Annotated in this window: 18 protein-coding genes; 4 read left to right on the top strand and 14 right to left on the bottom strand. The window is 63.9% G+C overall.

What is annotated here, in order from left to right; all coding sequences use genetic code 11:
• Positions 1-246 precede the first annotated feature (246 nt).
• Together gltB and LB553_RS15615 are read left to right on the top strand one after the other, a co-directional pair.
• Positions 247-4,983 (top strand): glutamate synthase large subunit, encoded by a 4,737-nt coding sequence (gene gltB / locus LB553_RS15620; protein WP_224514571.1) that lies wholly within the window; start codon positions 247-249, stop codon positions 4,981-4,983.
• Between the two features lie 198 nt (positions 4,984-5,181).
• Positions 5,182-6,636 carry a glutamate synthase subunit beta gene (locus LB553_RS15615; RefSeq protein WP_224514569.1) on the top strand — a complete coding sequence of 485 codons (1,455 nt, stop codon included), beginning with the start codon at positions 5,182-5,184 and terminating at the stop codon, positions 6,634-6,636.
• A gap of 207 nt (positions 6,637-6,843) precedes the next feature.
• On the opposite strand, the gene LB553_RS15610 is transcribed toward LB553_RS15615, so the two are convergent.
• Positions 6,844-8,061, bottom strand: a complete 1,218-nt coding sequence (locus tag LB553_RS15610) for a DUF459 domain-containing protein (protein ID WP_224514567.1) — start codon at positions 8,059-8,061, stop codon at positions 6,844-6,846.
• A 114-nt stretch (positions 8,062-8,175) separates the two neighbouring features.
• Complete coding sequence (locus LB553_RS15605) at positions 8,176-9,396, bottom strand: lytic murein transglycosylase (RefSeq protein WP_224514565.1); 1,221 nt, start codon at positions 9,394-9,396, stop codon at positions 8,176-8,178.
• A 236-nt stretch (positions 9,397-9,632) separates the two neighbouring features.
• Here LB553_RS15605 and galU point away from each other — a divergent pair, with 236 nt between their 5' ends.
• Positions 9,633-10,538, top strand: a complete 906-nt coding sequence (galU, locus tag LB553_RS15600) for a UTP--glucose-1-phosphate uridylyltransferase GalU (RefSeq protein ID WP_224514564.1) — start codon at positions 9,633-9,635, stop codon at positions 10,536-10,538.
• Positions 10,539-10,761: 223 nt separating this feature from the next.
• On the opposite strand, the gene LB553_RS15595 is transcribed toward galU, so the two are convergent.
• Positions 10,762-12,564 carry an outer membrane beta-barrel protein gene (locus tag LB553_RS15595; protein WP_224514562.1) on the bottom strand — a complete coding sequence of 601 codons (1,803 nt, stop codon included), beginning with the start codon at positions 12,562-12,564 and terminating at the stop codon, positions 10,762-10,764.
• Between the two features lie 159 nt (positions 12,565-12,723).
• On the opposite strand from LB553_RS15595, the gene LB553_RS15590 reads away from it, so the two are divergent.
• Positions 12,724-13,725, top strand: coding sequence for a KpsF/GutQ family sugar-phosphate isomerase (locus tag LB553_RS15590; protein ID WP_224514560.1), 1,002 nt, complete (start codon positions 12,724-12,726; stop codon positions 13,723-13,725).
• A gap of 35 nt (positions 13,726-13,760) precedes the next feature.
• Here the strand turns inward: LB553_RS15590 and LB553_RS15585 are convergent, their stop codons facing one another.
• The 11 genes from LB553_RS15585 to LB553_RS15535 form a co-directional block, all read right to left on the bottom strand.
• Complete coding sequence (locus LB553_RS15585) at positions 13,761-14,225, bottom strand: NfeD family protein (RefSeq protein WP_224514558.1); 465 nt, start codon at positions 14,223-14,225, stop codon at positions 13,761-13,763.
• 21 nt (positions 14,226-14,246) lie between these two features.
• On the bottom strand, positions 14,247-15,197 hold the full coding sequence (locus LB553_RS15580) for an SPFH domain-containing protein (protein ID WP_224514556.1): 951 nt from the start codon (positions 15,195-15,197) through the stop codon (positions 14,247-14,249).
• Between the two features lie 124 nt (positions 15,198-15,321).
• Positions 15,322-16,386, bottom strand: a complete 1,065-nt coding sequence (hemH, locus tag LB553_RS15575) for a ferrochelatase (RefSeq protein ID WP_224514554.1) — start codon at positions 16,384-16,386, stop codon at positions 15,322-15,324.
• Positions 16,387-16,530: 144 nt separating this feature from the next.
• Positions 16,531-18,645 carry a bifunctional metallophosphatase/5'-nucleotidase gene (locus LB553_RS15570; protein ID WP_224514552.1) on the bottom strand — a complete coding sequence of 705 codons (2,115 nt, stop codon included), beginning with the start codon at positions 18,643-18,645 and terminating at the stop codon, positions 16,531-16,533.
• A 188-nt stretch (positions 18,646-18,833) separates the two neighbouring features.
• Positions 18,834-19,205, bottom strand: coding sequence for a hypothetical protein (locus LB553_RS15565; RefSeq protein WP_224514550.1), 372 nt, complete (start codon positions 19,203-19,205; stop codon positions 18,834-18,836).
• Positions 19,206-19,291: 86 nt separating this feature from the next.
• Entirely contained in the window at positions 19,292-20,737 is a 1,446-nt protein-coding gene (locus LB553_RS15560; protein ID WP_224514548.1) for a homospermidine synthase, read from the bottom strand.
• 131 nt (positions 20,738-20,868) lie between these two features.
• Positions 20,869-21,804 (bottom strand): heme-dependent oxidative N-demethylase family protein, encoded by a 936-nt coding sequence (locus tag LB553_RS15555; protein ID WP_224514546.1) that lies wholly within the window; start codon positions 21,802-21,804, stop codon positions 20,869-20,871.
• Positions 21,805-21,844: 40 nt separating this feature from the next.
• Positions 21,845-22,507, bottom strand: a complete 663-nt coding sequence (locus LB553_RS15550) for an aminotransferase class IV family protein (protein WP_224514545.1) — start codon at positions 22,505-22,507, stop codon at positions 21,845-21,847.
• A complete protein-coding gene (locus LB553_RS15545) occupies positions 22,456-23,601 on the bottom strand; it encodes an aminodeoxychorismate synthase component I (protein WP_224514543.1) in 1,146 nt (381 codons plus the stop codon). Before LB553_RS15545 ends, LB553_RS15550 begins: the two co-directional genes overlap by 52 nt.
• 153 nt (positions 23,602-23,754) lie before the next feature.
• Positions 23,755-24,456 (bottom strand): proton-conducting membrane transporter, encoded by a 702-nt coding sequence (locus LB553_RS15540; RefSeq protein ID WP_224514541.1) that lies wholly within the window; start codon positions 24,454-24,456, stop codon positions 23,755-23,757.
• A 354-nt stretch (positions 24,457-24,810) separates the two neighbouring features.
• Positions 24,811-26,649 carry a M3 family oligoendopeptidase gene (locus tag LB553_RS15535; RefSeq protein ID WP_224514540.1) on the bottom strand — a complete coding sequence of 613 codons (1,839 nt, stop codon included), beginning with the start codon at positions 26,647-26,649 and terminating at the stop codon, positions 24,811-24,813.
• Between the last annotated feature and the right edge of the window lie 30 nt (positions 26,650-26,679).

Here is a 26,679-nt window from a genome sequence, read left to right as displayed (position 1 = left end):
TATTTTGTCGCACAAAACAGGCTGGACTGGCGTATCATTGCTGGCATTCCGGCCATTGTCGCGAGCGGCGGGTAGACGGCCCGGCTCTGGCCTGTACGATACCGGATGCGAACCGGGCGTATAGCCGTATGGTTCGATGGATTTCGCGAGACGTGCAGCAGGATGAAGGGGAAGCATTCTCGCTTCCCAAGGCAAACCAGCGCCCTGAGACAGTCGGGGCTAAGGTGGAGAACGGAGGATAGGACGATGACGGAACTGACGCCATCTGCGATCAACGGCCAGGCCGCGCAGACGAAAGCGGCAGCCGTTAAAAATACCGTCCCGACCAAAGAGCTGCGAACTCCCAACGGCATGACCGCGCGGGGCCTCTACGATCCGCGCAACGAGCATGACGCCTGCGGCGTCGGCTTCATCGCCAATATGAAGGGCGTGAAGTCGCACGGGATCGTCGAGGACGGTCTGGCGATGCTGGAAAACCTCACCCATCGCGGCGCCGTCGGCGCCGACCCGCTCGTCGGCGACGGCGCCGGCGTGCTGGTGCAGATCCCGGACGCTTTCTTCCGCGAAGAAATGGCGGTCGTGGGCGTCGAACTGCCGCCGGCCGGTCAATACGGCGTCGGCCACTGGTTCATGCCGCAGGACGCGGCACTTCGCGCCCATATCGAAGAGATCATCGCCGAATCGGCGCAGTCGGAAGGGCTGCCGCTCATCGGCTTCCGCGACGTGCCGGTCGACAATTCGTCGCTGTCGAAGGCGCCGGATATCGTCGCCTCCGAGCCGTTCCATCGGCAAGTGTTCATCGGCCGCACGGCCGACATTCCGGACGACGAGGAATACGAGGCGCGGCTTTATCTGCTGCGCAAGGTGATCTCGGGCCGGATCTATGCCGAGAACGACAACAAGGATGTCGGCGCCTATTGCGTGTCGCTGTCGGCGCGCACCATCGTCTACAAGGGCATGTTCCTGGCCTACCAGGTCGGCGCTTATTACAAGGACCTCAAGGATCCGCGCTTCGAAACGGCGCTGATCCTGGTTCACCAGCGCTTCTCGACCAACACCTTCCCGTCGTGGAAGCTGGCGCATCCCTATCGCATGGTCGCGCATAACGGCGAGATCAACACCGTGCGCGGCAACAACAACTGGATGGCGGCGCGCCAGGCCTCGGTCGATTCCGAGCTGTTCGGCAACAACATCTCGAAGCTGTGGCCGATTTCCTATGAGGGCCAGTCGGACACGGCGTGCTTCGACAACGCGCTCGAGTTCCTGTTCCAGGGCGGCTATTCGCTTACCCACGCCATGATGATGCTGATCCCGGAAGCCTGGGCCGGCAACAAGCTCATGGACGCCGACCGCAAGGCTTTCTACGAGTACCATGCGGCGCTTATGGAGCCGTGGGACGGGCCTGCGGCGGTGGTGTTCACCGACGGGCGCCAGATCGGCGCCACGCTCGACCGCAACGGCCTGCGCCCGGCGCGCTATATCGTCACCGACGATGACCGCGTCATCATGGCGTCGGAAGCCGGCGCGCTGCCGGTGCCGGAGGAAAAGATCGTGCAGAAGTGGCGGCTGCAGCCCGGCCGCATGCTGCTGATCGACCTCGCCAAGGGCCGCATCGTCTCCGACGAGGAGATCAAGTCGGAGATCGCGACCAGGCATCCCTACAAGACCTGGCTCGCCAACACGCAGCTCATCCTCGAAGACCTGAAGCCGGTCGAGCCGCGCGCGCTGCGCAAGGATGTCAGCCTGCTCGATCGCCAGCAGTCCTTCGGCTACACACAGGAAGACACCAAGCTTCTCATGGCGCCCATGGCCACCACTGGCCAGGAAGCGGTGGGTTCGATGGGCACCGACACGCCGATCTCGGCGATGTCGGATAAGTCGAAGCTGCTCTACACCTACTTCAAGCAGAACTTCGCCCAGGTCACCAACCCGCCGATCGACCCGATCCGCGAGGAGCTGGTGATGAGCCTGGTGTCGTTCATCGGGCCGCGGCCGAACATCTTCGACCTCGTCGGCACGTCGCGCCGCAAGCGGCTCGAAGTGCGCCAGCCGATCCTGACCAATGGCGATCTGGAAAAGATCCGCTCGATCGGCCACACCGAGGACCGTTTCGACACCAAGACGATCGACATCACCTATGGCTCGAACGAGGGCGCCGCCGGCATGCAAGGCGCCATCGACCGGCTCTGCGAGCGCGCCGAGGCGGCGGTCGCCGGCGGCTACAACATCATCATCCTGTCCGACCGCCAGGTCGGGCCGGACCGCATCGCCATTCCATCGCTGCTGGCGACGGCGGCCGTGCACCATCATCTGATCCGCAAGGGCCTGCGCACCGCGGTCGGCCTCGTGGTGGAATCCGGCGAGCCGCGCGAGGTGCATCATTTCTGCTGCCTGGCAGGCTATGGCGCCGAGGCGATCAATCCCTATCTTGCCTTCGATACGCTGCTAGACATGCACAAGCGCGGCGAGCTGCCGGAAGAGGTCGACGAATACGAGGTGGTCTCGCGCTACATCAAGTCGATCGGCAAGGGCATCCTCAAGGTGATGTCCAAGATGGGCATCTCGACCTACCAGTCCTATTGCGGCGCGCAGATCTTCGACGCCATCGGACTGAAGTCCGATTTCGTCGAGAAGTATTTCACCGGCACGGCGACGCTGATCGAAGGCGTCGGCCTGGACGAGATCGCCACCGAGACGCTCAGCCGTCACAGCGATGCCTTCGGCAGCGATCCGGTGCTGCGCAACAATCTCGAGGTCGGCGGCGAATACATGTTCCGCATGCGCGGCGAGGCGCATATGTGGTCGCCCGATGCGGTGGCCAGCCTGCAGCACGCCGTGCGGCAGGGCTCCTGGGATACGTTCAAGGAGTATTCGGCGCAGATCGACAGCGCGACAGCCAGAGCGCAGACCATCCGCGGCCTGTTCAAGATAAGAACAGCGGAAGAGACCGGCCGCAAGAAGGTCGCGCTCGAAGACGTGATGCCGGCGGCCGAGATCGTCAAGCGCTTCTCGACTGGGGCGATGTCGTTCGGCTCGATCTCCAGGGAAGCGCACACCACGCTGGCGCGCGCCATGAACGCCATCGGCGGCAAGTCCAACACCGGCGAGGGCGGCGAAGAGGCCGACCGCTATCTGCCGCTGCCTGGCGGCGGCAAGAACCCGGAACGCTCGGCGATCAAGCAGGTCGCTTCGGGCCGCTTCGGCGTCACGGCGGAATATCTGGTCAATTCCGATGTCATGCAAATCAAGGTGGCGCAGGGTGCCAAGCCCGGCGAAGGCGGTCAGTTGCCTGGACATAAGGTCGACGCGACCATCGCCAAGGTCAGGCATTCGACGCCCGGCGTCGGCCTGATCTCGCCGCCGCCGCATCACGACATCTATTCGATCGAGGATCTGGCGCAGCTGATCTACGATCTGAAGAACGTCAATCCGGCGGCTGACGTCTCGGTCAAGCTGGTGTCGGAGGTCGGCGTCGGCACGGTCGCGGCGGGCGTCGCCAAGGCGCGCGCCGACCACATCACCATCTCCGGCTATGACGGCGGCACCGGCGCTTCGCCGCTGACCTCGCTCAAGCATGCCGGCAGCCCGTGGGAAATGGGCCTTGCCGAAACGCACCAGACGCTGGTGCTCAACGGCTTGCGTTCGCGCGTCGCGCTGCAGGTCGATGGCGGCTTGCGCACCGGGCGCGACGTCATCATCGGCGCGCTGCTCGGCGCCGACGAGTTCGGCTTCTCGACCGCGCCGCTGATCGCGGCCGGCTGCATTATGATGCGCAAGTGCCACTTGAACACCTGTCCGGTGGGCGTGGCGACGCAAGACCCGGTGCTGCGCAAGCGCTTCAAGGGCACGCCCGAGCACGTCATCAACTTCTTCTTCTATGTGGCGGAAGAGGTGCGGGCGCTGCTTGCCGAAATGGGCTACACCCATCTCGACCAGATCATCGGCGACACCGATCTCCTGGAAAAGCGCGATGTCATTCAGCACTGGAAAGCGCGCGGGCTCGATTTTTCGAAGATGTTCTTCAAGCCGGACGCGCCGCATGAGGCGCTGCATTGGACCGAACGGCAGATGCATCCGATCGACGACGTGCTCGACCGCAAGCTGATCGAACTGGCGAAGCCGGCGCTGGATGCCAAGCAGCCCTTGACCATCGAGCTGCCGATCCGCAATGTCGACCGCTCTGTCGGCGCCATGCTGTCGGGTGAAGTCGCCAAGCGGTTCAAGCACAAGGGCCTGCGCGAGGACACGATCAAGGTGAAGCTCACCGGCACCGCCGGCCAGTCCTTCGGCGCCTTTCTGGCGCGCGGCGTATCGTTCGAGCTCGTCGGCGCCGGCAACGACTATGTCGGCAAGGGCCTGTCGGGCGGCCGCATCGTCATCCGCCCGCCGGAAGAAGCCAAGATCGTCGCGGCTGACTCGATCATCGTCGGCAACACGGTGCTTTACGGCGCCACCGAGGGCGAGGCCTATTTCGCCGGCGTCGCCGGCGAGCGTTTCGCGGTGCGCAATTCCGGCGTGGCCGCCGTCGTCGAAGGCGTCGGCGATCATGGCTGCGAATACATGACCGGCGGCATCGTGGTCGTGCTCGGCAAGACCGGACGCAACTTCGCGGCCGGCATGTCGGGCGGCGTCGCCTATGTGCTGGACGAGAAAGGCGACTTCGCCGAACGCTGCAACATGGCGATGGTCGAGCTCGAGCCGGTACCGGAAGAGGACGACCTGATGGAGAAGCTGCTCCATCACGGCGGCGACCTCGACCACAAGGGCCGCGTCGACGTGTCGGGCGACATGACCAGCCATGACGAGGAACGGCTCTATCAGCTGATCTCGAACCACGTGCATTTCACCGGTTCGGTGCGCGGCCGCGAGATCCTCGACAACTGGCAGAATTTCCGGCCGAAATTCCGAAAGATCATGCCGGTCGAATATCGCCGCGCGCTGATCGAGATGGAACGCATGCGCATGAGCGTGGCGGCGGAATAGGCCTTCGGGCGCGGGCCGGGCAGATGACTTCCCGGCCGGCATCCTCACCAACAATCCTGACCCCGCGAGCATGACCCCGAAGTGGGAACCGGTTTTCGGCGAAGGTCATGCTCCAACAAGGTGCGGTTGCCATGGCAGCCTTAAGGGGTTAACGGGTGCGCGACAAAAAGCGTGCCTTCGGACAGCAGGGACTGGACTATGGGCAAGGTAACAGGCTTTCTCGAGATCGACCGGCAGGTGCACAAGTATCAGCCGGCCTCTGACCGCATCCGGCATTTCCGCGAATTCACGCTGCCGATGTCGGATAAGGAGGTCGAGAAACAGGCCGCGCGCTGCATGGATTGCGGCATCCCGTACTGCCACGGGCCGACCGGCTGCCCGATACACAACCAGATCCCCGACTGGAACGATCTCGTCTACAATGGCGACTGGGACAGCGCGATCCGCAACCTGCATTCGACCAACAATTTCCCGGAATTCACCGGCCGCATCTGCCCGGCGCCGTGCGAGGAAGCCTGCACGCTCAACCTCGAAGACATTCCGGTCGCCATCAAGACGATCGAGCAGGCGATCGCCGACAAGGCCTACGAGACCGGCCACATCCGGCCTTATCCGCCGGAGAAGAAGACCGGCAAGCGTGTCGCCGTCATCGGCTCCGGTCCGGCCGGCATGGCGGCGGCGCAGCAGCTCGGCCGCGCCGGCCATGACGTGCATGTCTATGAGCGCGAAAGCCGTCCCGGCGGGCTGATGCGCTACGGCATCCCCGATTTCAAGATCGAGAAGCACTATATCGACCGACGCATCGAGCAGATGCAGGGCGAGGGCGTGACTTTCCATTGCGGTGTCAATGTCGGCGTCGACATGAAGGCGGCCGATCTCATCGAGGAATTCGACGCGGTGCTCTATTGCGGCGGCTCCGAAACGCCGCGCCCGGCCGGCATTCCGGGCAGCGACTTCAGCGGCGTCTATGACGCGATGCCCTATCTCGTGCAGCAGAACCGTCGCGTCGGCGGCGAGCCGATCCAGTCGGTGGCCTGGCCATCGCACCCGATCATCGCCGGTGGCCAGCATGTCGTCGTGGTCGGCGGCGGCGACACCGCGTCCGACTGCATCGGCACCGCTTTCCGCCAAGGCGCGGTGCGCGTGACGCAGCTCGACATCCGCCCGCAGCCGCCGGAGAAGGAAGACAAGCTGGCGGTATGGCCCTACTGGGCGACGAAGATGCGCACGTCCTCCTCGCAGGCCGAGGGGGCCGAGCGCGAATTTCAGGTGGCGACGCTCGAATTCATCGGCGAGGACGGCCAGTTGACCGGTGTGCGCTGCTGCGAGGTTGACGACAAGCGCAAACCGATTCCCGGCACCGAGTTCGTCATCCGCGCCGATCTCGCCTTCATCGCCATCGGCTTTGCCGGTCCTGCGAGCGACAGCCTGATGAAAGAGCTCGACGGTAAGATCAAGGTCATCACCGACAGCCGCCGCTCGAAGAATGTCGAGGCGAACGACCACGACTACAGGACCAGCATCGACAAGCTCTATGCGGCTGGCGACGTGCGTCGTGGCCAGTCACTTGTGGTCTGGGCGATCCGCGAGGGCCGGCAGGCGGCGCGCTCGATCGACGAGGCATTGATGGGATCGACGGTACTGCCGCGCTGAGACCGTTTAGAAATTCTACTCCTGCGGCCAGCTGATGGTGTTTTCTGCGTTTCGGTGCTCACGTGCGTGAACGTAGCTTCGCTCCGGCCTTCGCCGGCCGAAGCACTCATAAGTGTCTCCGCCCTATGAAGGCTATGGCCGGTTCTCGAAAACACCACCATCTGACCCGCAGCAGCGAATTTCAGAAACGGTGTCCGAGCCGATGAGCTACTGATTGACGCCCGCCGCCGTGCCGGGTTGAGCAGCGGCGGTCGCCGGCGGCTTCGGCGGCCAGGAAAAATCATCGGCGCGTCCGGGCGAAGCGGTCGGCGCCTTGCCTTCCAGGATCAGCTTTTCACCAGGTAGATTCGGATCGGCCCTGGCCGGCTGCGCGGCGCCTAGCAGTTCGGTGCCGCCGTCGAGCGACGGATCGCCGAGCAGCATTGGCGCGGTGCGGTCGACGATGACAGGCGCGGCAGCCGGCTTCAGCGCTTCGACCGGGGCGCCGGCCGGCGCCGACACGGTCGTGACGCTTCCCGGCGCGGCCAGGCCGAGGATCTTTGCCAGCGGTTTTTCCGTGTAGAAAGCGAGCTTGCGCTTGCCGGCCTTGGTGACGTTGATGCCGTCGTCGGAACGCAGGCGAACCGGCTGGCCGTTGATGTCCGGGCCGGAGGTGACGAAAGCGCCGTTCTCGTCGACGAAGCCGTCCCATACATCGACGAATTCGCCACCGTGTTTCTCGGCGGCCGAGTGATAGATATCGTTGAAGGCGAGCATGTCGGAGTTCATCTTCGACACGCCGAAAGCCGGCATGCCGACCCACAGGAACGGCACCTTGGTGTCTTGTATGGCCTTGCCGAGCGCATCGGTGCGGCGCTCGTATTCCTTGGTCCAGTTCTCCGAGCGCGGCTGCTCGCGCACGTCGCCGACCTTCATCTGCTGGCGGTCGTTGGAACCCAGCATAATGATCACGGCCGCCGGTTTCTCGGTTTCGATCAGCGATTTTATCTGGGCTGGCCAATTGTAGACATCGTCACGAACGAAGCCGGACGAACCGTTGGCGCGCGAGACGATCCTGACGGCGGGATTGTCGGCAAAGGCCGTGTCCAGGCCTTCGGCCAGTCCGCCCGCCAGAAAATCGCCAACCACCAGCACGACGCGGGCGTCGTTGGTCTTCTCGACGATCGGCGTTTCCGGCTCCGCGGGCGGGCTCGGCTTGGCTTTCTTCTTCGGTTTCGGCCTTGGTTTCTGAATTTCGATCGGCGGCTCGATGCGTTCGCTGCGGCGCGGGAACAGAAGGTCGCGCAGCGACCAGCCACGGCTTTCCTCCTGCGCAAACGCGGGGGCGTGGAAAGCGCCGGCGGCGGTGACGACAAGCACGGCAAGGGCGAGAATCAGGACAGGCGCCCGGCGAATGCTCTGCCTGATACGCGCAACCGAAACCAAACACCTCTCCATCCCTTGGCGCATCACCAGACAGACATGGCAAAGTCATGCGCAAGCCGAAGCGCTACAGCATCCGTGCCGTCTTTGAAAGAACGCCTGGCGCTTCCGCAGGCTCTACTGCTTGCGAAGCCATTTGAGCACTTCCAGGCTCGGATAGCCATCCTGGGTCAGGCCAACCTTTGCCTGATAGGCCATGATGGCGGCCTTCGAGCCGTCGCCGATCTTGCCGTCGAACTTGCCGTCATAGTAACCGTGCTCGGAAAGCCGCTTTTGCAACTCCTGCCGCTCCTCGAAGCTTAGCTTGGTGAAGGGCCGCTGCCAGTCCTGCACTAGGCCGGGGCCGCCGGCGATCTCGTCGGCGAGCAGGCCGACGGCCAAGGCGTATTTGTCGGCATTGTTGTAGGCTTTGATCACCGAGAAATTCCTGATCATCAGGAAGGCGGGGCCACCCCGGCCGTCCGGCACTTTCAGCGTCGCCTTGTCGGTCAGGTTCCTGAACGGCTTGCCGTTGGCCCTGACGACGCCGAGCGCCTGCCATTGGGCGATCGTCTTTGCTCCGCCGGGCAGTTTGCCGGCCGGGATAGTGACCTCATAGCCCCAGGTCTTGCCGGCCTGCCAGCCGTTCTTCTTGAGCAGATTGGCCGAGGTCGCCAGCGCGTCGGGGATCGAATTCCAGATGTCACGCCTGCCGTTGCCGTCCATGTCGACCGCATAGCGCTGATAGCTGGTCGGAATGAACTGGGTCTGACCCATCGCGCCGGCCCAGGAGCCCATCAGATGGCTCTCGTCGATGTCGCCGGTCTGCAGGATCTTCAAGGCCGCGATCAATTGGGTGCGCGCATATTTCGAGCGCTTCGCGTCGCCATAGGCGAGCGTGGAAAGCGAACGTATGACATTGCGCATGATGTCGTCGCGCTTGAGGATCTCGCCATAGTTCGATTCCATCGACCAGATCGCCAGAAGGATATTGCGGTCGACACCGAACCGCGCCTCGATCCGATCGAGCCAAGGCTTCCATTTCTTCGCCATTGCCCGGCCGTTGGCCACCGACTGGTCATGTACGCGGTTGTCGAAATAATCCCAGGCGGGGGCGGTGAATTCCGGCTGGGTGCGGGCCTTTTCCAGCACGACCGGGTCGGGCTCGATGCCTCTCATAGCCTGGTCGTAGACAGCGCCCGAAACGCCGCCGGCCACCGCGGTGCCGCGAAAACCCGCGACCCACTGACGGAACCCGGCATCGGCGAAAGCAGGACCGGCGGGCACCAACAAGGCCAGCGCGAGGCCGGCGGCCGTAGCCAATGCCGTCAGGCGCCTCGCGGTGTTGCGAACGGACATCATTTCCTCCTTCGTCAAATCAGGAAGACCATTCAACGCCGAACCGGGTTAGTATTTAGTTTACCATAGGAGCCATCGGGAACGAAAAGAGGTATCGCGGCTTTTAGCTGTTACGTTCACTGCTCGCCGTTAATCCAACATTCCGGCGTGAAAATGATTCCGTCGTGAAAATGTTTGGGGGATTGCGGAGCGTGCCGCCGAGCGGATAATTGGCCGAAACGGAAGGGGGTGTCAGCATGAAGCGCGTTCGCAAGGCAGTTTTCCCGGTCGCCGGCCTCGGCACGCGGTTTCTTCCGGCCACCAAGGCCATCCCGAAGGAAATGCTGACCGTCGTCGACCGGCCGGTCATCCAATATGTAGTCGACGAGGCGCGCGAGGCCGGCATCGAGCATTTCATCTTCGTCACCGGGCGTAACAAGGCGGTTATCGAGGACCATTTCGACGTGCAGTTCGAGCTCTATGACACGCTCGCCCAGCGCGGCAAGGACGACCAGCTCGCGCGCCTGCAGCGGCTGCAGCCGGCGCCGGGACAGACGAGCTTCACGCGCCAGCAGGTGCCGATGGGCCTCGGCCACGCCGTCTGGTGCGCCCGCGAATTGGTCGGCGATGAACCCTTCGCGCTGCTCCTGCCGGACATGATCATGCAGTCGGAAAAGAGCTGCATGAGGAGTATGGTCGAACTCTATGCCGCGACCGGCAACAACATCGTCGCCGTGCAGGAATGCGACCCGGCGGAAGCGCATAAATACGGCATTGTCGGCCGCGGCGAGGACGCGCATCACGGCTTCCGCATCACCGGCATGGTGGAGAAGCCGAAACAGGGCACTGCGCCGTCCAACCTCTACATCAACGGCCGCTACATCCTGCAGCCGGAAATCTTCGGCATCCTGGAAAGCCAGGAACGCGGCGCCGGCAACGAAATCCAGCTGACCGACGCGATGCTGAAGCTGGAAAAACAGCAGCCTTTCTTCGGCTATCACTACAAGGGTCGCACCTTCGATTGCGGCTCGCCGGAAGGTTTCGTCGAGGCCAATGTCGCCTTCGCGCTGTGGCGCAGCGACATGAACGCAAGCATGGCCGGTGTCATCCGCACGCTGCTGGACGAGGTGCGGCCGGCGGAGCGCCGCGGCGCGGCGTTCTAGCCAATGCCGAGATTCAGGTGAGGCCGGTCTGCGAACGGCAGGTTCCTGCGCTTCGGTGCTCACGTACTTTGAGTACGCTCCGCTCCGGCCTTCGCCGGCCGAAGCCCTCATAAGTGTGTCCGTTCTATAAAGGCTTCGGCCGGCAAAGGCCGGTTCTCGGAACCCGCCGGTCTCGACTCGGCCTGACCTGAATCTCGGCATAGGCTTGGGCCGTTGCCGCTCTTCAGCGCTGGACCTTCAGTCCGAGATAGACGCTGTTGGCCGTGTAGTCGCGACCAGGCAGGTTGCTGGTCAGCTTCTCGGTCCTGACGCGGGTGGTAACCCCGGCATAGCGGTTCAGCCACCAGGTCAGCCCGGCCTCGGCGCTCAGGATCATGTCGTGGCCGTCGGAGCCAGTGTAATCGCGCCAATCGAGGCCTAGCGCTGAGTTCGCCGTCAGATTGGCGCGGATCTGGCGCTCGCCGGTCAGACGTCCGGAGTAGAGGATGTCGCCGCTCTCGTTTGCCGTTGTGGTGGTCTCGACGCTGGTCTTGCCGGTGAGGCCGATGATGGTGCCGCGCTCGGGCGACCATTTGAGGTCGGCATTGATGGACGGCCCGGCGATTGCCGGCAGGCGGCTGTCGTCGATCGCCTCGCGCAACCAGCCGACGGAGAATTCGCCCGATAGCTTCTCGCCCATGTCGAGCTCGAGGCCGGCGCGCGCCCCGAGCCGCTTCGAGGAGCGCTCAAAGCCGTCGGTATCGAGACGCTGATCATAGACCCGGCGGCCGAGTTCGACTTCCGTGAAGGGCGTGAGCGCCGGCGAAATCTCATAGCCGGTGCGCAAAGTGGCAGTGTAGAGCGTATTGTTGCGATCTTTCTGCGATATCGTGGCGCCGTCGGTGAGCTCGGCATCGCCATAGACGTCATGCGAGACCGCGCCGGTCAGCGTGTAACGCATCTTGCCGACACTCTTTTCGAGACCGAGGCTGCCGTCCAGGGTCTGGCGCAACGGCTGTTGGTTGACGCCGGCGATCGCGTCCGGCGAGGAGGCTGATTCCGGTGCTGCCTCATAGCCGAGCTTGGCGATGGCGCGCAGCTCGTTGTCGAGATCGACATTGAGCTGGCCTTCGATGCGGCCCTGCGCATCGTTGATCTTTTCGCCCGAGACGGTGTTGCGGAACTGGCCGTAGCCGGTGATCAGAGCCGAATTCTCGCGCCAGTCGGAGGTCGCGGTGAAACGCAGCGCCGTCTCGGACAGAACGGCGGATTTGCCTGTGCTGCTGGAATCGGCATTAGAGGTCGCGGTGAAGCCTTGCTCGAGCGTTGGCCGGAAGACAAAGGTGCCGACCTTGATGCCGGGAGCAGCGAAGGGATCCTCCTCCGGCTTGACCTTCCGGCCTTCGATGGATGCGGTGCGCTCCTGGCCTGGGTCGAGCTTCTGCTTGTCGACGCTGTCGATGGTGGAGGCGCGGCGGTTGCTGCCGTCGTCGTCGGTCGCCGCGGTGTCGGTCTGGCCACCGGAGGCGGCGGTCGCGGCGGTGGTCGTTCTGTCGGTGGTCTCACCCGCCTTCTTCTTGGCCTTCTTCTTGTCGGCGGTCTTGGTATTCGCCTTGGCGTCGGTCTTGGTGTCCTGCGTGCGCCGATTCGCCGTCGAGGGCCGGCGCGGTTTTGCCGGCTTTGTCGTAACGGCCAACGGATCGTCTGTTGCCTGCGGCTGGTCGAAGATGCTGTCCGGCGCGCCCGCCGCCGGATCATTATCGGGAACGGCGCCGGGGCTCGACGGCTGGTATGTCGTCGGCGCCGTGTCCTGGGCGGCCGCAACCGCAGGCGGGGCCTGATCCAGCGATCCTTGCGCCCGCAACTGCCTCGCCTTGCGCTGCTGGTCGGCGAGTATGGCCGATTCGGAGACCTCGCCGCGCAGCTCGGTTTCCTGCGAAAACGCAGGCACCGGGCGCAGCAAGGCAAGCGCGCTTGCCGTCAGCAGCAGTGCTGCAACGGCAATGCCCCTTCGACCGATTTTCGTTTCAGGCTGGCCCCCGGACATCGTCACCACTGCTTGCGCGGCGCGCTTGCGCCATACTTACCGAACCGTAAATGCGGATGGTTAACGGAGGGTTGAGAGAGCCGCCTCAGAGCCCCTCCAACCGGAGGCTAAGGCAATTCTGTTGGACAGGGACGCGGCAAAGCGCTAATCGCTTCGCCCATGCATGCGGGGTCCCCAGAAAGAAAGCAGCCGGACAGGCAGGCTGCGATCGAATCGGCGCTGAGAACGGTGGCGACGGAGCAGGCCGGCGTGGCGGCGCTGGCCACCGCGCTCGCAGACGGCCTGGCCGAGCCTTTTGCCGCTGCGATCGACTTGATCTCGCGGATCGAGGGCCGTGTCATCGTTACCGGTGTCGGCAAGAGCGGCCATATCGGCTCCAAGATCGCCGCGACGCTTGCCTCAACCGGCACGCCAGCTTTTTTCGTCCATCCGGCCGAGGCCAATCACGGCGATCTCGGCATGATCGCCAAGGACGACGCCATCATCGCCATGTCGTGGTCGGGCGAGAGCAAGGAATTGATGGGCATCGTCGCCTATTCAAGGCGTTTTTCCATCCCGCTGATCGCAATCACTTCCGGCGAAAACTCGGCGCTGGCGCGGGCGGCCGATGTGGTCCTGCTCCTGCCCGCCGTGCCTGAGGCCTGTCCGCATGGGCTGGCGCCCACAACCTCCGCCTTGCTGCAACTCGTCATGGGCGATGCGCTGGCGATCGCGCTGCTCGAGGCGCGCGGTTTCACGCCGGATCATTTCCGCACCTTCCACCCGGGCGGACAGCTCGGCGCCAATCTGGCCCAGCTGCGCGAGATCATGCATGTCGGCGAAAGGCTGCCGCTGGTGTCGTCGGGCACCGGCATGCGCGAGGCGATCCTGGAATTGTCGCGCAAGGGTTTCGGCTGCGTGGCGATCACCGGCGCCGACGGCGCGCTGGTCGGCATCATCACCGATGGCGACATCCGCCGCCACATCGCGAGCGACCTTCTTTCGATGAGCGTCGATCAGGTGATGACGAAGAAGCCGAAGACCGCAAGCCCCGACACGCTGGTGGCGACGGCGCTGCAGACGATCAACACCTCCGCCATCACCAGCCTGATGGTCGTCGAGGGCGGGCGGCCCGTGGGATTGGTGCATCTTCACGACCTGCTGCGCATCGGCGCGGCGTAAGACGCACTGATATTCAGGTGAGGCTGGTTATCTGCTCAAACAGCCTCGACAGTCAGCTCCAGGTCAGTATCGGCGGCTCCCGTCACGCGCACCTGCGTGCCGGCCGGCAGATCCGGGCCTGAGACGCGCCATAGTGTGTCGCCGAGTTTGATGCGGCCACGGCCGTCCTTGATCGGTTCGGCCAGGGTCGCCATCTTGCCGATCATTTGGGCGCCGCGGCGATTGAGCAGCGGCTGGTCGGTTGGATCCTGCCGCCCGCCAACCAGCTTCGAGCCGACATAGGCTGAAACCAGCGATAGTGCGAGAAAGGCGAGAACCTGGATTTGCCAGGTCCAGAACCCGGCGTCCCAGATGAGCAGCGATACGGCGCCGATGATCAGGGCGGCAATGCCGATCCACAGCATGAAGATACCCGGCGCAACGACTTCCATCACGAGCAGGGCGATACCCAGAACCATCCAGTTCCACGGGCCCAGTTCGGAAATAATGCGGTCGAGCATATGAGTGTGCTCCTTAAGACATCAATTCTCGCTCGGGCGAACCACCGGCGGTCGGGCGGCCTGCCTTTGCGCGCCGGCGGTGCCTTCGTTCCTGAAGACCTCCTTGGCGATCTCGCCAATGCCGCCGAGAGTGCCAATCAGCGAGGAGGCCTCCAGCGGCATCAGCACGACCTTGCTGTTCGTGGCAGAGCCGATCCTGGTCAGAGCCTCGGTATATTTCTGGGCGACGAAATAGTTGAGGGCCTGGACGTCGCCCTTGGAAATCGCCTCCGACACGACTTGCGTGGCGCGGGCTTCGGCTTCGGCCGAGCGCTCGCGCGCCTCGGCATCGCGGAAGGCGGCTTCTTTGCGGCCTTCGGCCTCGAGGATCTGCGACTGCTTGAGACCTTCGGCGGCCAGGATCTGCGCGCGCTTGTTGCGCTCGGCCGTCATCTGCCGCCCCATCGATTCAATGAGATTGGCCGGCGGATTGATGTCCTTGATCTCGACGCGGGTGATCTTGATGCCCCATGGATGCGCGGCTTCATCGACGACGCGCAGCAGGCGCTCATTGATGGCGTCACGGTTGGACAGCAGCTCATCGAGATCCATCGAACCCATGACCGTGCGGATGTTGGTCATGGTGAGGTTGAGGATGGCGTTCTGCAGGCCGGAGACCTGGTAGGCAGCCTGCGCCGCATTGAGTATCTGGAAGAAGGCGATCCCATCGACGCCGACGATGGCATTGTCGCGGGTGATGATTTCCTGACTGGGAACATCGAGCACCTGCTCCATCATGTTCATCTTGGCGCCGATGCGGTCGATGAACGGAACGATGAGATTGAGGCCGGGGCTTAATGTCTTGGTATAACGGCCAAACCGCTCAACCGTATAGTTGTAGCCTTGGGGTATTGTCCGAATGCCCTTGAAAAGCACCAAAACGACAAGTGCAACAAGAACCATAATCGCAATGTCGAAACCGCTAAAGCTCATTTCGCTTCTCCCTCAAAGGCGGCGACCTCACGGAATCACTTAAGTGTGTTTCCGCAACGTTACAATCAGTTGATCGTTAGCGAAGGCTTTTGCGCACCGGTTTCAAGCCTGTCGGTGAAGCCGGTCACACCCAGCCGGCGAGCTCGCGCCGCACCAGTGCTTCGATTACAGCCATGCCCTCGGCACTGTCGTTGAGACAGGGGATGTGGGCGAAGTTCTTGCCGCCGGCCTGATGGAAGGTTTCGGCCGCTTCACGGCCGATCTCGTCCAGCGTCTCGATGCAGTCGACGGAAAAGCCCGGATTGACGATGGCGATCGATTTCATGCCGTCCTTGGCCAGTTTCTCGACCGTGATGTCGGTATAGGGCTGCAACCATTCCTGCGCGCCGAAACGCGACTGGAAGGTGGTGATGAGCTGGTTCTCGTCCCAGCCGAGCCTTGCCCGCAGCAGCCGCGTCGTCTCCAGGCAATGCGCCCGGTACGGATCGCCCTTGTCGGAATAGGGTTTCGGGATGCCGTGATAGGATGTGATCACCACCTCCGGCACGAAATCAAACGTCGCGATGTGCTTCTCGATCGAAAGCGCAAGCGCCTCGATATAGACCGGCTCGTCATAATAGGGCGGCACGCTGCGGATCGCCGGCGCGTGCCTGATCTTCATCAGCGCACGGAACAGCTGGTCGTTTGCCGTCGCCGTCGTCGTCGCCGAATATTGCGGATAGAGCGGGAAGGTCAGGATGCGCTCGCAGCCCTGCTCGACCAGTCTTTGGACGACGCTTGCCGTCGAGGGACTGCCGTAGCGCATCGCCCAATCGACCACCACATCGGGCAGGTCGGCCAGTGCGGCGGCCAGCTTCTCACCCTGCGCGCGGGTGAACGTGCGCAACGGCGACTCGTTCATCTCCCGGTTCCAGATACGGGCGTAGTTGGCGCCGGACTTCTTCGGCCGGGTTGTCAGCACCAGCCCGTAGAGGATCGGATACCAGATCGCCTTGTTGAGCTCGATAACGCGCGGGTCGGAAAGGAATTCGCGCAGGTAGCGCCACATCGGCTTGAAGTCGGTGCCGTCGGGCGTACCGAGATTGACCAGCATGATGCCGATCTTGCCTGGCCTGACCGGTGCGGCGTCGGCGGACAGCGGACCGACTGCCTTTGCGGCTTCGGCATCGGTAGGATTGGCAAGCGTCATCAACAGTCTCCGGTAGCGCCGCGAAACTAGCGATGCCCTGGCGGGTTTCAATGCCGCGTCTGGCCGCACCTTACCGCGTTACGATCTGAAAAAGGAACACCCGCCCGGTTGCCTGAGCGGGTGCCATGGGTTCCGGATGACCGGTTACTTCGCGGCCGGCGGAATGGTCAGCGTCGCGCCGAGCGGCAGGCGGCGCGGCTTATAATCCTTGTTGGCTTCGGAGATGAGCTTCCACTTGGCGGCGTCGCCATAGGCTTTCTTGGCCAGGTCCCAATAGGTATCGCCGGCGGCGATGGTGTGGCTGGTTTCTGCCGCCTTGGTTTCTGTGGGTTCGGCCGCGGGAGCAGGGGTTGCCGGGGCAGCCTCGGCAGGCTTTGCCGGTTCCGCGGCCGGCGCCGCGGGCGCCGTCTCAGCCGGCTTCGCGGTCTCGGCGGGCGCGGCCGGAGCGGTTTCAGCCGAAACGGCCGGCGGGGTGCCGGCAATGTCGCTGGAACCGGAAGGCAGAGCCGGCATCGCCGGTTCGCTGTTTGCCGGCGAAGCCTCGGCCGGTTTTGCTGCCTCGGCCGCAGGCGCCTGGGTGGCGGCGGGAGCGGTCTCGGCAGCCTTTGCCGGTTCCGCAGGCTTGGCCGGCTCGGTCGCCGCCGTGGTTGCCACAATCTCGGTGATGCGGCCGTCGAGCTTGGGCGTGTAGGGCCGATGCGCGCCGAGATAGTCGGCCACTACCTGTTCGAGGCCGGGGCCGTAGTCATAGGCATCCGTCGCTTTCTCGGCGAAGACCTTATAGCCGTCGCCGCCCTGGCGGACATAGTTGTTGGTGGCGACGAGATACTGCTTGTCGGGATTGATCGGCGCCCAGGCGCCGTTCTCCATCACTTCGACCGATTTGACGCGGCCGGCATTGGGCGCGACCGACTTGTCGAAGGAATATTTCAGCCCGGCAACCTGCGGGAAGCGGCCGGCGCCGTCCTCGACCTGGCTGAGACCGCTTTCGAGGCCCGCAACCAGGTCCTTGCCGGAAATCTTGAAGGTCGCCAGCGTGTTCTGGAAGGGCAGCACGGTCAGCACCTCGCCCATGGTCACTATGCCCTGGTCGATCGAGGCGCGCAGGCCGCCACCATTCGAAATGACGATCTCGACGCCCTGGCCCTTGGTGCGGTCGAGGATGGCGTCGGAGACGAGATTGCCCATCTCGCATTCGCGCGCGCGGCAATTCTCGCGGCTGCCGTCGATCGCCTTGGTGGTCTCGGCCACCTCCTTGTTCTTCAGCGCCTCGATCGGCGCGCCGAGCTCCTTGATGCGGGCAAGGACAGCGGGATCGGGCGTGATCGACTTGTCGAGATGGATCGGGGCGCCGCTGGCTTCCTTGACGACGCCGTTGTCGTCGAACACGACCTTGAACTCGCCGAGATATTTCGAATAGGACGCGGCCTGCACCACCGGCACCTTGGAGCCGTCGGGGTTGTCGACCATCGTCGGATAGGGACCCTCGGCCTTCGGATCGGTGTTGGACAGAAGCGTGTGGCTGTGGCCGCCGACCACCACGTCGATCCCCGGGATCTTGGCGATGACGTCGCGCTCGCGCCGGTAGCCGATATGGGTGACCGCGATGATCTTGTTGATGCCTTGCGCCTTCAGCTTCTCGACCTCGGCGGTGATCGCCTTGACGTCATCCGTGATGGCGATGTTCGGACCGGGCGAGGCGAGTTCGGGCGTGTCATTGGTGACGGCGCCGACGATGCCGATCTTCTGGCCGCCGACCTCGACGACGATCGACGGCTTGATCTTGTCCTTGGCGCCGAACTTGTCGTTGGGCACGACGTTGGCGCTGACGATGGGGAATTTCGCCTTGTCAAGGTAAGGCACCAGGGCGGTCTCGCCGTCGTCGAACTCATGATTGCCGAGCGTCACCGCGTCGGGCTTGATCTGATTGAGGAATTCCTCTTCCGCAGCACCCTTGTAGGTGGTGTAGAAGAGCGACCCCTGGAAGCTGTCGCCGGCATTGAGCAGCAGCACGTTCTGGCCTTCGAGCTTCTTGCGCTCCTCAGCGATCGCCGTGATCAGCCGGCCGGCGCCGCCGATGCATTCGCCCTTGGTCTCTTCGTCGGCCGAACAGGTCGACTCGTATTTGTTGTTGCCTTCGATGCGGCTGTGCCAATCGTTGAAATGCAGGATGTTCAGCGTGTAGTCGGCAAAAGACACGCCTGCCGACAGGCCGAGCGCCGAGGCCGACAGGGCTAGGATCGCGGCAATCTTCTTCATCTTCGTCTCCCGGATAAGCTGACTTCGAATATGCTAGGCCCTCGCTTGACTGGAAAATAACAGTCAGCCTCGGGCCATGTTCACATCGGGTCCTGGGCGATGCAAGCACAAATCAGGGAGATGTTTGCCGGCACAAAAAAGACGGCGGCTCACGCCACCGTCCCTGTCAGCGAGACATTCGCTAGCCCTCAGGCCCGGCGCGTCAGCACGAAATTCTGGCCGCTGGCACTGGTGCAGTTGAGCTGGGTGGTGGAGATCATCAGGCAGTTGAAGCTGACCGGCGTCTGGCGGATCAGCGAGGTGCCGTGGATCTCGACCGAGGTCGGTCCGGTCATGCTGTAGCTGCCTTCCGACAGTTTCTGCCCGGTGTCGGTGGCGACGGTGGTGAAATTGCCGGCCGTGAAGGTCGACAAGCCTGTGCCCTTGGCGTCGATCCAGTTGCCCTCGACGCCCTTGGGTGCGGCGGCCGGTGGTTGCGAAGGTCCGGTGGTGGTGCAGGCGGCCGCAGCCAGAAGGCTTGCCGCGGCGCCTGCCGACAGCAGTTTGCGCGCAATGGTCATTCTGAAAATCCTCTCCTCAGTCCGCCGATACTCAATCGCCCGATTTCCGGGCGATTGCAAGGCGGTGAGAGCTGTCGGGCTGGCTGCTATCGGACCAGAATGTTGCGGAACTGCCACGGGTCGTCCTTGTCCAGGTCCTCGGGGAAGAGGCCCGGCCGGCTATCCAGCGGCGTCCAGTCGGTGTAGTAGCCCCTGACCGGCCCGAGATAGGGAAGTTGCACTTCGAGGCAACGCCGGTAGTCCATCTCGTCGGCCTCGACGATGCCGGCGGTCGGGTTCTCCAGCGCCCAGACCATGCCGGCAAGCACAGCCGAGGTCACCTGCAGACCGGTGGCGTTCTGGTAGGGGGCGAGCTTGCGCGCCTCGGCCAGCGACAGCTGCGAGCCGTACCAGTAGGCGTTCTTGTCGTGGCCGTAGAGCAGCACGCCGAGCTCGTCGACGCCGTCGACCAATTCGTTCTCGTCGAGCACGTGGTGGACCGGCTGCGACTTGCCGGCGGCGCCGAACATCTCGTCCAGCGACAGCATGGCGTCGTTGCAGGGATGGTAGGCATAGTGGCAGGTCGGGCGATACTGGACCTTGCCCTTTTTCGAGCGCACGGTGAAGAAGTCGGCGATCGAGATCGACTCGTTATGCGTCACCAGCAGGCCGTATTGCGGGCCGGGCGTCGGGCACCAGCTGCGCACGCGCGTGTTGGCGCCGGGCTGCTCCAGATAGATCGCCGCCTTGGAGCCGTGCTTGTGCTTCTTGCCGTTCTTCGGCATCCAGTTTTCATGCGTGCCCCAGCCGAGCTCGGCCGGCTGCAGGCCCTCCGAAATGAAGCCTTCGACCGACCAGGTGTTCCAGAACACGTTCATCGGCTTCGGCTTCTTCGTGCGCTGGGTGTCGCGCTCGGCGATATGGATGCCCTTGATGCCGGCCTTCTTCATCAGCCTGGCCCAGGCCCCGCGATCCTCCTGCGCGGGCTCGGAAAACTCGAGGCCGAGATCGGTGGCGAGGTTGACCAGCGCCTTCTTGACGAACCACGAGACCATGCCGGGATTGGCGCCGCAGGTGGAGACCGCCGTCGGGCCGCCGGGCTTGTCTTGCTTTTCCTTGATCATCGCCTCGCGCAGCGCGTAGTTGGTGCGGCTGGCATTGTCGGCCTCGGTGTCGAAATAGAAGCCGAGCCACGGCTCGACGACGGTGTCGATGTAGAGCACGCCGAGCTTGCGGCACAATTTCATCAGGTCCACCGAGCCGGTGTCGACCGACAGGTTGACGCAAAAGCCCTGGCCGCCGCCATTGGTCAGAAGCGGCGTGAGCAGCTTCTTGTAATTCTTCTCGGTCACCGCGTCCTGCACGAAGGTGATCCCGCGCTCGTCGAGCAGCTTGCGATCGGTGTCGCGCGGGTCGATGACCGTCATGCGCGACTTGTCGAACTTGAAATGGCGCTCGATCAGCGGCAGCGTTCCCCGCCCGATCGAGCCGAAGCCGATCATCACGACGGGACCGGTGATTTCACCGTAAACGGGCCAGTTTTCATTCGCCATTTTTTCGCACACTCCTTCAAATACGCGCAAAACCGGGGCCTTTGCCCGAGGGCCAAGCGCTACAACCACAGATCATTGTCATAAACCAGCGAAAAGCACCAATCGCCGGCCAGGCCCGCCTGGAAGCTTGGTTAAGGCGTGCAGGCCATGTCGCTGAGGAATTCGACCAGCCGGTCGCGGTCGGCGGTCAGGCCCTTATAGTCGAGTTGTTGCTGGTCAAGGGCCAGGAGCTGCTCCGCGAAGGAGGCGGCCAGCGCTGCCCGGTCGGGATGGCGGATGAGCAGCTTGAGCGGGTCGAGATGGATGCGGATGGTGAAGAGGATGTCGCGCGAGACGGGAAGCTTGCGCAGCGTCTGGCGTTCGACGCGAATGAAGGCATGGGCTTTGACGTCGCCGTCGGGGAAGCGGCTCGGGCGGTTCGTTGCGCGATCAATGCGCTCGACATTGGAAAGCGGATGATAGAGCGCATCGTTGGCCTGGATCGACCAGTTGAAGCGCTCGACTGCCTGGCCCTGCAGGCCGTCGAACATGCGGTTGATGATATCTGCCGGCCGGGTGCCAGGGCCGAATCCAGGCACCGGTTCGTGGATCTCCTGCAGCGGCTTGCCGAACTTCTCCTGCAGCGACCAGGACGAAGGAAAGCAGAGCGAGCCGGCGGCGAGCCGCCAGCCGCGCTCGTCGCGGCGCATCAGGATCAGATCTTCCTGGACGAGCAGCGAGGCCTTTGCCAGCGGCGCCTCGCGCAGGGCAGGAGGCAGCCTGTCGATCGTCTCCTCGAAACCAATCGGCTCGACATCCGCTCCGCTGCGGCGGTGCGTGCCGGGGTGCGCGGCTTCGAGATGGACGACGAGCAGGTCCAGCACTTCGCGCTGAGCCTCGCTTGTGCCGTCTTCCTCGACAAAGACCTTTTCCGGGATTTCTGCATAGAGCCGTTGCTTTTCGGCCAGATGCGGCAGCAGGAATTCATCGACCTCGATCCAACAGTCAAAGTCGAGCGGCTTCAGCCCGATGGTGAAGAGTTTCGAGGACCCGTCATAGGGCGTATGGGTTGGCTGGCGGACGGTCATGCCTGTTTGGGTGTTATCCAGATTTATGTCTCCAGGGCGATCAGCCAAGGCGCGCCGGGATCAGCCCGCGCAGCGAGTTGCCGACGAAGATCGCCTTCGCCGCCTTCAGATCGTCGAAGCTGTAGATCGCTTCCACGGCGCGGCCTTCATCCAGAAGCTCGCCGCGTAATATTCCAGGCAAAAGGCCGCAGTCGAGGCGGGGCGTGGCGAGCGGGCCGTCGCCGAAATCGGCGAAGAGATTGGTGATCGTGCCCTCGCAGAGCTCGCCGCGCTCATTGGCCAGAAGCACTTCGTCGGCGCGGGTCGCGAGATACTCGCTGCGCGCCTGCGTATAGACCTGGCGCAGGCTTGTCTTGTGGCGCAGCAGCGTGTTGGCGGAATCGAGACGGATGCGCGCCAGCTGCAGCCGCCAGACCTTGTCGGTGGGCAGCGGTTCATAGGCTTGAGCGGCGGCTGCCGCTTCGCCATTGCGCTGCAAGGCAAGGCGCACGCGCAAGGCAACTCCGTGTCCGCCGACGGCGCTGGAAAGCACCTCGCCGATCCGCGCCGGATCGCAGGCGAAGCCGAGTTCGGCGGCGGACGCATAAAGCCTCGCGAGGTGGCGCTCGAAGCGCAGGAAGCCTGAGCCAGGCTCCCAGCGCATGGTCTCGATCAGCTCGAAGCCGGCACCGTTCCCGTCGCGAAGCGCGCTTTCAACAGACACTCCCGATACTCCTCTTCGGCGGTGGAATCGAAGACGACGCCGCCGCCGACATTGTAGACGGCCTCGCCGTCGGCAAAGAGCGAGATGGTGCGGATCGCCACCGAAAAACGCATCCTGCCGCCCGGCGCGATCCAGCCGATAGCGCCGCAATAGACATCTCGCGGTGCGTCTTCCAGCTCATGCAGGATTTCCATGGCACGGATTTTCGGCGCACCGGTGATCGAGCCGCAAGGGAAGAGCGCGGCGAAGACCTGGCGGATGCCGATGTCCGGCAAAAGCCTTGCCCGCACGCGGCTCACCATCTGGTGCACCGTCGGATAGGTCTCGATGCGGAACAGTTCCGGCACCTCGAGCGTGCCGACTTCGCTGATCAGCGAGATGTCGTTGCGCAGAAGGTCGACGATCATCCGGTTCTCGGCCTGGTTCTTCTCGTCGTTGCGCAGGAAGGCTTTCAGCCGGGCGTCTTCGGCCTTGGTCGCGCCGCGTGGCGCGGTGCCTTTCATCGGATGCGTCTCGATCATGCGGTCGGCATCGATCTCGAAGAACAATTCGGGCGAGCGCGACAGGACGATCGGATCGCCGAGCGAGACCAGCGCGCCATATTTCACCGGCTGGCGTTCCGTCAGCGCGTCGAACGCCGCAAGCGGATCGCCGGACCACTGCGCGCGGACCGGGAAGGTGAGGTTGCCCTGATAGCAGTCGCCCTTGCGGATGTGATTGTGAAGACGCGCGAAGCGGCCGGCATAGTCCTCGGCCGACCAGGCTGCGCGGGCATCGAAGATCGGGCCGTTGCTGGCAGGCCCGGTGTTCGGCGACACAGCCTGGTCCACAGGCGCATCGAACACGCCAAGACAGACCAACGGCGCGCGGCGGCCTTCGGGCAGCAGCGGCACCAGCTTGGGCTCGAGCAGGTAACCGGCTTCGTAGGAGAAATAGCCCGCCAGCCATTTGCCGGAATCGGAGGCTGCCTGCGCCCTTTCAAGCGCGGGCGTGAACTCTTCCGCCTCGTGCGCGACGATGATCTCACGCGGCCTATCGAAGACCAGCTGACGAGCGGTCGCGTCGTTGCGGAAGATGGCTGCGGGCAGAGACATGAACCCTTGGGTGCGGACAATTCAGTCGACCGCTCTATATGGGGGTTCGGCGAGGCGCAATCGAGGGAACGGCGCCGGGCGGCGCAAAGGCGGCTGGCCCAAAACAAAGGCGGCGCCTGTGGGGGCGCCGCCTTACGCCAACAGGCGGATTGCTCAGCTGTTGCTTGCGGTTCCCGCGCTCGGGAACTGGCGGGCGAATTCGGCCTCGTCGCCGGCGGCCAGCAATTTCGCCTGCTCAATCCATTTTTCGCGCGCGATGCGGCCGTCGAAATTGAGCACCTCCTCGATGCGTTTGACGTCGGCGTCGGTCCAGGCGGCGATCTGGGCATAGGTGGTGACCCCTAGCCCGTTAAGCAGCCTCTCATTGACCGACCCGATGCCGATGAGGCGGCGCAAATTGTCGGCCTTGCCTGTCGTCGGCGCGGCAGCTTTCTTTGCCGCGGGGGCTGCCGCTTTCTTGGGCGCAGCGGCCTTGGCAGCCGGCTTCGGCGCCGCGGTCTTCGTTGCCGCCGGCTTCTTTGCGGCGGCCGACTTCGCCGGAGCAGCGTTTGCCGCTGCCGATGCCGTAGGCGTGGACATCAGCGCCGCCGGCGCCGGCGCGGCGGCCTTAGCGGCGCCGGCCTTGGCGGCAGGGGCATCGCGCAGCCGGCTTTCGAGATCGGCGCGGGCACGGCCGCAGGCGTCGAGCTCGCCCTTCAACCGATCGCTGTCGGCGCGCAGCCTGTCGCGCTCGCCTCGCGTGCGGTCGAGATCGCCTCGCAGACTGTCGAGCTCTCCGCGCAGGCGGCCCCAGATGAACCAGCCAACCAAGATACCCACAACGAACGCCAGAAGCATGTAGAAGAAAGTGCTCATTTCCCTCTCCAGTCCGATCTGTCGGCCGAGGCCCGGAAAGGCGAGCGCACGCCAAGGATCGTCAAAGGTTCCGTGGTCGGCGGAACCACCGGCTTCAATCGAGCCATCGGCGTTCGGCCTTGTCCGGGGCCGACGGCCATCATCGCATTCGCCGTGGCACCGCGACCGGCCATCTCTGGCCTGCGCGATGCGTCCGGCTGAGCTTGAGGCCGGACGCTATCATATGGCTTGTCGAAAGCCAGTTGAAAATGCGCCGGAGAGTTATTCAAGAACAGCTATTTAGAGCTAGAATAGATTCTTGCTAATATGCAGCTCGGCTAAACTATTAGCTGCCGATGCGCCCTTCGTTGCTGTTCACTTCTCGAGTGCCTCCAACTCGTCGATCAGCGAACCGATCACCCCAAGACCGATCTGCCAGAAAGCGGGATCGGTTGCGTCGAGGCCGAAGGGCGCCAGAAGCTCTGAGTGATGCTTCGTGCCGCCGGCGCGCAGCATCTCGAAATACTTCTCCTGAAATCCGCGCTCGGCGTTCTGATAAACGGCGTAGAGCGAGTTCACCAGGCAATCGCCGAAGGCATAGGCATAGACATAGAAAGGCGAGTGGATGAAATGCGGGATGTAGGTCCAGAAGACCTCGTAGCCCTCGCGCAGCTTGATTGCCGGCCCCAGGCTCTCGGCCTGCACCCCCAGCCAGAATTCGCCCAGCCTGTCCGAGGTCAGCTCGCCGTTCTTGCGCTCGGCATGCACCTTGCGCTCGAACTCGTAGAAGGCGATCTGGCGCACGACGGTGTTGATCATGTCCTCGACCTTCTGGGCGAGCATGGCCTTGCGCTCGCGTTTGTCGCCGGTCTGCTCAAGCAGCGAACGGAAGGTCAGCATCTCGCCGAAGACGGAGGCGGTTTCGGCCAGCGTCAGCGGCGTCGAGGCCATCAGCGCGCCCTGGCCGGCGGCCAGCACCTGGTGCACGCCATGGCCGAGCTCATGCGCCAGCGTCATCACATCGCGCGGTTTGCCCATGTAGTTGAGCAGCACGTAAGGATGCACCGACGGCACCGTCGGATGGGCGAAGGCGCCGGGCGACTTGCCCGGCCTGACCGGTGCGTCGATCCATCTGCGGTCGAAAAAGCCTCGTGCGATTTCGGCCATGTCCGGCGAAAAGCGCTGGTAGGCGGAGAGCACCGTGTCCCTGGCGTCGTCCCAACTGATCACCGCCTGCGGCGTCTCCGGCAGCGGCGCGTTGCGGTCCCAGTGGTTCATCACCTCCATGCCGAGCCAGCGCGCCTTCATCGCGTAATAGCGGTGCGACAGCCGCGGATAGGCCTCGCGCACGGCCGCGGCCAGCGCATCGACCACTTCGCGCTCGACGCGGTTGGCGAGGTGGCGCGAGTCGGCAATGTCCTGGAAACCGCGCCAGCGGTCGGAGATTTCCTTGTCCTTGGCTAAGGTGTTGGTGATGAGCGTGAAGGTGCGCAGGTTCTTGCGGAACGTAGCGGCGAGCGCCTCGGAGGCGCGGCGGCGCACCTCGCCATCGGCATCCTGCAACCGGTTCAGCGCCGGCTCAAGCGTCAGCTCCTCGCCGTCGACATCGAAGCGCAGGTCGGTCATCGTCTCGTCGAACAGGCGGTTCCAGGCGCCGCGACCGGTGACCGACTTTTCGTGGAACAATTGCTCGACACGGTCCTCGAGCTGGTAGGGCTTGTCCTTCCTGAGGTCGAGCACCCAGGGCCGGTAGTGGCCGAAGGCCTTGTCGGCGACTAAAGCGCTCTCGATCGCCGCGTCGTCGATCAGGTTGAGCTCGAGCGCGAAGAACAGAAGATGGGCGCTGGCGTCCGTCATCTTTTCCTGGACGTCGCCATAGAGCTTGGCACGCTGCGGATCGGCGGTGTTGCCGGCATAGACGAGGCCGGCATAGGAGACGATGCGTCCGATCAGTTCCTCGAGCGCCTCATAGGTTTTGAACGCCTCGCCGAGCCGGCCGGCACCGCCGCGCCCGGCTTCGGCGGCAAGGGTGCCTTTCCAGCGGGTTTCGAAGGCCACGGCGTCCGCGGCCGCCTTGGCGATGTCGCGCTTCAACTCGGGCGCTTCCATGCCCGAGTAGAGATCGGCGAGATTCCATTCCGGCAGGTCACCGAGCCCCGCAGCACCTTGGCCGGATATTGGCGCCGCAAGCCGCCGACCAAACATCATGCGCATCAACGATACCTTCTTTGAACCAGGGGCCAG

Origin of the sequence: Mesorhizobium sp. CA8 (assembly GCF_020164955.1) — a bacterium.
Classification (GTDB): Bacteria; Pseudomonadota; Alphaproteobacteria; order Rhizobiales; family Rhizobiaceae; genus Mesorhizobium.
This window is presented reverse-complemented; position numbering and strand designations above follow the sequence as displayed.